Annotated in this window: 6 protein-coding genes; all 6 read right to left on the reverse strand. The window is 64.0% G+C overall.

Annotated elements, in window-relative coordinates:
* Positions 1-34: 34 nt before the first annotated feature.
* The 6 genes from RT688_RS21130 to RT688_RS21155 all read right to left on the reverse strand — a co-directional run bounded on the left by RT688_RS21130 (position 35) and on the right by RT688_RS21155 (position 6,199).
* Positions 35-556, reverse strand: coding sequence for a hypothetical protein (locus RT688_RS21130; RefSeq protein WP_313706807.1), 522 nt, complete (start codon positions 554-556; stop codon positions 35-37).
* 309 nt (positions 557-865) lie between these two features.
* A complete protein-coding gene (locus tag RT688_RS21135) occupies positions 866-2,656 on the reverse strand; it encodes an acyl-CoA dehydrogenase (RefSeq protein ID WP_313706808.1) in 1,791 nt (596 codons plus the stop codon).
* Between the two features lie 185 nt (positions 2,657-2,841).
* On the reverse strand, positions 2,842-3,774 hold the full coding sequence (locus RT688_RS21140) for an FAD-binding protein (protein WP_313706809.1): 933 nt from the start codon (positions 3,772-3,774) through the stop codon (positions 2,842-2,844).
* Positions 3,775-3,810: 36 nt separating this feature from the next.
* Positions 3,811-4,560 (reverse strand): electron transfer flavoprotein subunit beta/FixA family protein, encoded by a 750-nt coding sequence (locus RT688_RS21145; RefSeq protein ID WP_313706810.1) that lies wholly within the window; start codon positions 4,558-4,560, stop codon positions 3,811-3,813.
* Between the two features lie 207 nt (positions 4,561-4,767).
* Positions 4,768-4,995 (reverse strand): sulfurtransferase TusA family protein, encoded by a 228-nt coding sequence (locus tag RT688_RS21150; RefSeq protein WP_290423782.1) that lies wholly within the window; start codon positions 4,993-4,995, stop codon positions 4,768-4,770.
* A 226-nt stretch (positions 4,996-5,221) separates the two neighbouring features.
* Entirely contained in the window at positions 5,222-6,199 is a 978-nt protein-coding gene (locus RT688_RS21155; protein ID WP_313706812.1) for a DUF4892 domain-containing protein, read from the reverse strand.
* Positions 6,200-6,396 lie beyond the last annotated feature (197 nt).

A 6,396-nucleotide genomic window follows, 5' to 3' on the forward strand; every position in this document is an offset into this window, starting at 1 on the left:
CCGCGCATCCCTGCGGTGCGCGGCGCATTAGCCTTCAGTGACGCTCCTTCTTTACCTTGCGCGCAGCCTCGACGAGGTCGGCCTGCAGGCGCTCGATGGTGCGCACTTCGACGCCGAGGTGGTCGAGGATGGCATTCACGAATGCCAGCTCGGCCGGCGACGTCCAACCCGGATGGTGGATGATGCGCTGCAGCTCCAGCAGGTGCGCCCCGCGGCCGAGCGTGGCGAGCGCGTCGGCCAGGGTCTTGATCGACTTTTCGAGTTCGTGGATGTGGTGCGACGGGACATCGCGCTCTTTCCTGTCGTCGCGATCATGCTTGTCGTGATGCTCGTACTTATCGTCCTTGTCGTACTTGTGGAGATCGTGCCTGTCGTCGTCGCAGTCGCGCACCTTCCAGTATTCGCGGTACTTGTAGTGCTCGCGGTACTCGCCCTTGTCGCAGTGCTTGTCGTGGTCATGCCGGTGGCGGCACACCTTGTCGCGGTCATGATCGTGGTCGTGATCGTGATCGTGGTCGTTGTCGTGCTTGTCGTCGTAGTGGTTCTCGGTACCCATGGCGCATCTCCTCGTCGAGCCGGTGAGATCGGGGGCCGCGCGGCTCATGCGCGGCCTGGGTACAAGTTAGTTCACTCAAGATGAGCTCGCCTTGAGCCAAACTAAATTCGCAGATAGTGGTTTTTATGCAAATTTTCTTTGCAATAAATCATTCTAAAAAGGATTATATTTATACGGCAAAAGTTGGCAACCGGGCGCGCAAGCCAAGCGCGCGTCCCGCCGGGCCGACACCGCCGTAAAAAAAGCGGCCCGCGGGCCGCTTCGAACGATCGCCGGGCGGAGCGTCGGGCGCCCCACCCTTCTGCACGATCAGAACTGCTCGACGTCCAGCGCCAGCACGCCGGCGCTGCCTTCCACGATCGCGCTGCGCATGCCGTCGGCCTGCGACAGGATGTGGTCGGCGAAGAAGCGCGCGGTGGCGATCTTCGCGCGCAGGAAGGCGGCATCGCCTTCGCCGGCGTCGAGCTTGCGCTGGGCGACCAGGGCCGCGCGCGCCATCTGCCAGCCGCCCAGCACGATGCCGGCCAGCTTCAGGTAGAGCACGGAACCGGCGAACACGCCCTTGATGTCCGATTTCACGTTGGCGACCACGAAGTCGACCACCGCCTCGAGCGCGGCGGAGCCGGCCGCGAGCTGCTTGCGAATCGCAGCAAAATCGGCGCCCTGCGCATCGCCCAGCGCCGCTTCGGTCTCGCGCACCTGGGCGATGATGGACTTGGCCACCGCGCCGCCGTCGCGCACGGTCTTGCGGCCGACCAGGTCGTTGGCCTGGATCGCGGTCGTGCCTTCGTAGATGGTCAGGATCTTGGCGTCGCGGTAGTGCTGGGCCGCGCCGGTCTCCTCGATGAAGCCCATGCCGCCGTGGACCTGCACGCCGTCGCGCGCCACGTTCTCGCTCATCTCGGTCGACCAGCCCTTGATGACCGGGACCAGGTATTCGTAGACGGCGAGATTGGCTTTACGGGTGGCTTCGTCGGCGTGGTAATGGGCCACGTCCGAGATGCCGGCGCCGACGTAGGCCAGCGCACGCGCGGCTTCCGTTTGGGCGCGCATCGACATCAGCATGCGGCGCACGTCCGGATGGTGGATGATGGCGACCGGGCCGCTCGAGCCGGCCAGGTCGCGCGACTGCACGCGGTCCCTGGCGAAGGCCACGGCCTGCTGGTAGGCACGCTCGGCCAGGCCGATGCCCTGCATGCCGACGCCGAAGCGGGCCGCGTTCATCATGATGAACATGTATTCCAGGCCGCGGTTCTCTTCGCCCACCAGGGTGCCGATGGCGCCGCCGTTGTCGCCGAATTGCAGCACGGCGGTCGGGCTGGCCTTGATGCCCAGCTTGTGTTCGATCGAGACGCAGTGGGCGTCGTTGCGCTCGCCCAGCGAACCGTCCTCGTTGATCATGAACTTCGGCACGATGAACAGCGAGATCCCCTTCACGCCCGGCGGCGCGTCCGGCGTGCGCGCCAGCACCAGGTGGATGATGTTCTCGGCCATGTCGTGCTCGCCGTAGGTGATGAAGATCTTGGTGCCGAAGATTTTATAGGTGCCGTCGCCCTGGGGCACGGCGCGGGTGCGCACGGCGGCGAGATCCGAACCGGCCTGCGGCTCGGTCAGGTTCATGGTGCCGGTCCACTTGCCCGAGATCAGGGGCTCGAGGAAGCGCGCCTTCTGCTCGTCGGAGCCAGCGGTCAGCAGCGCCTCGATGGCGCCGTCGGTCAGCAGGGCCACCAGCGCGAACGAGATCGAGGCGGCGTTGAGCATCTCGGTGCATGGCGTGGCGACGATCTTCGGCAGGCCCTGGCCGCCGAATTCGCTCGGGTGCTGCACGCCCTGCCAGCCGGACTCGGCGAAGGCCTGGAAGGCGACCTTGAAGCCGGCGGACGTCGTGACCTGGCCATCGTGCCAGAAGCTCGGCTCCTTGTCGCTCGGGTGGTTCAGCGGGGCGACGACCTCGCCGCAGAATTTCGCGTTCTCTTCCAGCACCGCTTCGACGGTGTCGACGGTGGCGTCTTCGCAGCCCGGCAGCTTGCTCACTTGGTCCAGGCCGGCCAGTTCGTTCAGGACGAACAGCATGTCTTTGATCGGGGCTTGGTAGCTCACCTTGATCTCCTCAGATTTGGATGTGATTCAGGCCACGGCAGCCTGGCGAATGCCGGACCAGCGTGGCCTGCGATTTTGTAGGGTGGGCTCTTGAGCCCACGCGGTGATCGCTATCGGCTCCGATCTCGTGTTCGAGGATCTCGCCGTCGTGTATCACCGCGTGGGCACGGGTGCCCACCCTACGATTAACCCAGTTCCTGCACCAGCTGCGGGATCACTTCGAACAGGTCGCCCACCAGGCCGTAGTCGGCCACCGAGAAGATCGGCGCTTCCGGGTCCTTGTTGATGGCGACGATGGTCTTCGAGTCCTTCATGCCGGCCAGGTGCTGGATCGCGCCCGAGATGCCGACGGCGATGTACAGCGACGGCGCGACGATCTTGCCGGTCTGGCCGACCTGCCAGTCGTTCGGCACGTAGCCGGCGTCGACCGCGGCGCGCGAGGCGCCCATGGCGGCGCCCAGCTTGTCGGCCAGCGGTTCCAGGATCTTGAAGTTGTCGCCCGAGCCCATGCCGCGGCCGCCCGAAACGACGATCTTGGCGGCGGTCAGCTCCGGACGGTCCGACTTGGCCAGCTCGCGGCCAACGAAGGCCGACTTGCCGACGTCGGCGACGGCGCCGATCTGCTCCACGGCAGCCGAGCCGCCGCTGGCGGCGGCGGCGTCGAAGCCGGTGCCGCGCACGGTGATGACTTTCACCTTGTCGCTCGACTGCACGGTCGCGATCGCGTTACCGGCGTAGATCGGGCGCTCGAAGGTGTCCGGCGCATCGACCTTGGTGATTTCCGAGATCTGGGCCACGTCCAGCTTGGCGGCGACGCGCGGCAGGATGTTCTTGCCGTAGGCGGTGGCCGGAGCCAGGATGTGCGAATAGTTGCCGGCGACAGCCAGGATCTGCTCGGCGACGTTCTCGGCCAGGCCGTCGGCGAAGTGCGGCGCGTCGGCGACCAGCACTTTCGACACGCCGGCGATCTGCGCGGCGGCTTCGGCGGCGGCGCCGCAGTTCGAGCCGGCGACCAGCACGTGCACTTCGCCGCCGCACTGGGCGGCCGCGGTCACGGTGTTGTGGGTTGCGCCCTTCAGGGAGCCATTGTCGTGTTCAGCAATAACTAATGCGACCATGATGTTTCCTATGTTTGATAGTGACGGCGAGGCCGCTTAGATGACTTTGGCTTCGGTGCGCAGCTTCTGGACCAGCGTGGCGACGTCCGGCACCTTCACGCCGGCCGAACGCTTGGCCGGCTCGGCGACCTTCAGGGTCTTCAGGCGCGGGGTCACGTCGACGCCCAGGTCTTCCGGCTTGACGGTTTCCAGCGGCTTCTTCTTGGCCTTCATGATGTTCGGCAGCGTCACGTAGCGCGGCTCGTTCAGGCGCAGGTCGGTGGTGACGATGGCAGGCAGGGTCAGGGCCACGGTTTCCAGGCCGCCGTCGACTTCGCGGGTCACGGTCACCTTGCCGTCTTCCAGCACCACTTTCGACGCGAAGGTCGCCTGCGGCCAGCCCAGGAGGGCCGCCAGCATCTGGCCGGTCTGGTTCGAGTCGTCGTCGATCGCCTGCTTGCCCAGGATGATCAGCTGCGGCTGCTCTTTCTCGGCCAGCGCCTTCATGATCTTGGCAACGGCCAGCGGCTCGGTCTCGACGGCGGTTTCCACCAGGATGCCGCGGTCGGCGCCGATCGCCATGCCGGTGCGCAGGGTTTCCTGGCACTGCGGCACACCGACGGAGACAGCCACCACCTCGGTGACCTTGCCGGCTTCCTTCAGGCGGGTCGCTTCCTCGAGTGCGATCTCGTCGAACGGGTTCATCGACATTTTGACGTTGGCGATATCGACGCCACTGCCGTCGGACTTGACGCGGACCTTGACGTTGTAGTCGACCACGCGTTTGACGGGTACCAGGACTTTCATAGGTGTGCCTTTGAAAAATTGAAGAGGTAGACTTGGCTAAAGTGGCCTAGATTATAAGAGATAATCTGCTGCTAGACCGAATTAAAGCACGATCGTGCGATTTTTGGCTAGAGTGAATCTTCCAAATCGCGGTGTTCAGGAACATCAAAGGGAACAGACGGGGCAATGACCCTGCCCCGCCGGGTGGCGCCGCGGGCCGCAGCCCATTTATTTGCGGCGCATCAGGAAGGTGAATTCGCCGTTCTCGGCAGTATGGGCCAGCAAGGCGTTGCCGGTCTGCTTGGCGAACGCCTGGAAGTCGCGCACCGAACCGGTGTCGGTGGCCACGATGCGCAGCACCTGCCCGCTCTCCATCTCCGCGAGGGCCTTCTTGGCTTTCAGGATAGGCAGAGGACAATTCAGCCCGCGCGCATCCAGGTCTTTCTGGAATTCCATGGTGTCAATGTCGATAGTCATGTCGCTCATCGCTTGCCTGCTCGGTGGGTGATGCTAAAAAGGTGGGCCGGAAACCGCATACTACTCCAATTCACGCAGTATGACGCAGCGCACCAAAATAGTCACACATTGTTGCACGTCCACAACCAAATGTAAAACTTGCCACATTCAGCGCACCAAACCATGACACCTGGGTAAGGAAAGGCACCGTCGCGGTGCGGCGCGCCTACTGCTCGACGAGCTCGACGCGGCGGTTTTTACTGCGCCCATCCTCGGCGCGGTTCGATGCCAGCGGCGCATAGGCGGCCACGCCCTTGGCCGACAGGCGCTTCGGATCGACCTTGTGGCCCTCGGCCAGGGCCTTGACCACGGCATCGGCGCGCTGCTGCGACAGTGCCAGGTTCTGGGCGAGCACGCCCTGGTTGTCGGTATGGCCGACCACGAAGACCTTCAGTTTCCGATCCTGCTGCAGCATCTTGGCCATCTCGGCCAGCGCCGGCTTCGAATCCGGCTTGATTTCGGCCTTGCCGGTGTCGAAGTAGACGCCGTAGACGGCCACCTTGCCTTCGTTGGCGATGCTCTTGGCCATCTCGGCCGCGTTGAGGCTGGCGGCGACCTTGCCGCTTTCCATCGCTTTTCCTTCGACGATCTCGAGATAGACGCCGCCTTCGTCATCCTTGTACGGAGGCAGCGCCAGCACGGCGACATGGACCGGCGCGCCATTCGGACGCTTGCCTTCCGCCACCATGTAGCGACCCTCGCGGGGTCCTGCGATAAAAATGGTCGACGAGACGTCGCCCTTGATGAAATTATTGCTCAGGCGCTTATCCCACCAGTAGTCGCCGATATCGTCGCCGCAGGTTTCCTTGACGCAGGAGAACGCGGTCTTCATGCCGGCCTTGGCCAGGGCGGCCTCGTAGTTGCGCATCACTTCCAGCGTCGAGCGCTCGCGCGGCACCACGTAGGCGATGCGGGTGACCTTTCCTTCGAGCTGGAACGATTTTTCGAAGCTGGCGCGCCGCTCCTTGCTGTCATAGATGCGCTTGCCGGCCGGGAGCATCGCTTCGTCGAATTCCTTGACGTCGTAGCCCACGAGCTTCGCCCCCTCGAAGCGCGACAGCAATGGGTGGTCCTTCGCCCCCTTCACCGTATCCGCCGCCGGCATCTTGCCGTAGGCAAGCGATGCCGATCCCAAGCACAACACCAGTCCAGCCAGTCGAAGCCCGCGCATAACCCCCTCCTGCAATAGTAAATAAACAAGGGATTCTATGGACGAGCTGTCGCCTCGGCAACACCTAGTTACTGTGCATAAATCAATCGTGCGCACCCTGCGGAAAGCAAAAAAAGGCGCTGTCACCGTTTCCTGTTGGGTTAACTGAACTGTCGAGCCGCGGCGTGGTC

The sequence above is a fragment of the Massilia sp. genome (genome assembly GCF_032106685.1).
Classification (GTDB): Bacteria; Pseudomonadota; Gammaproteobacteria; order Burkholderiales; family Burkholderiaceae_D; genus Telluria.

Coding starts and splice junctions, on each gene's coding strand:
- RT688_RS21130 (WP_313706807.1), bottom strand. CDS start 556: ATGGGTACCGAGAACCACTACGACGACAAGCACGACAACGACCACGAT.
- RT688_RS21140 (WP_313706809.1), bottom strand. CDS start 3,774: ATGGTCGCATTAGTTATTGCTGAACACGACAATGGCTCCCTGAAGGGC.
- RT688_RS21145 (WP_313706810.1), bottom strand. CDS start 4,560: ATGAAAGTCCTGGTACCCGTCAAACGCGTGGTCGACTACAACGTCAAG.
- RT688_RS21150 (WP_290423782.1), bottom strand. CDS start 4,995: ATGGAATTCCAGAAAGACCTGGATGCGCGCGGGCTGAATTGTCCTCTG.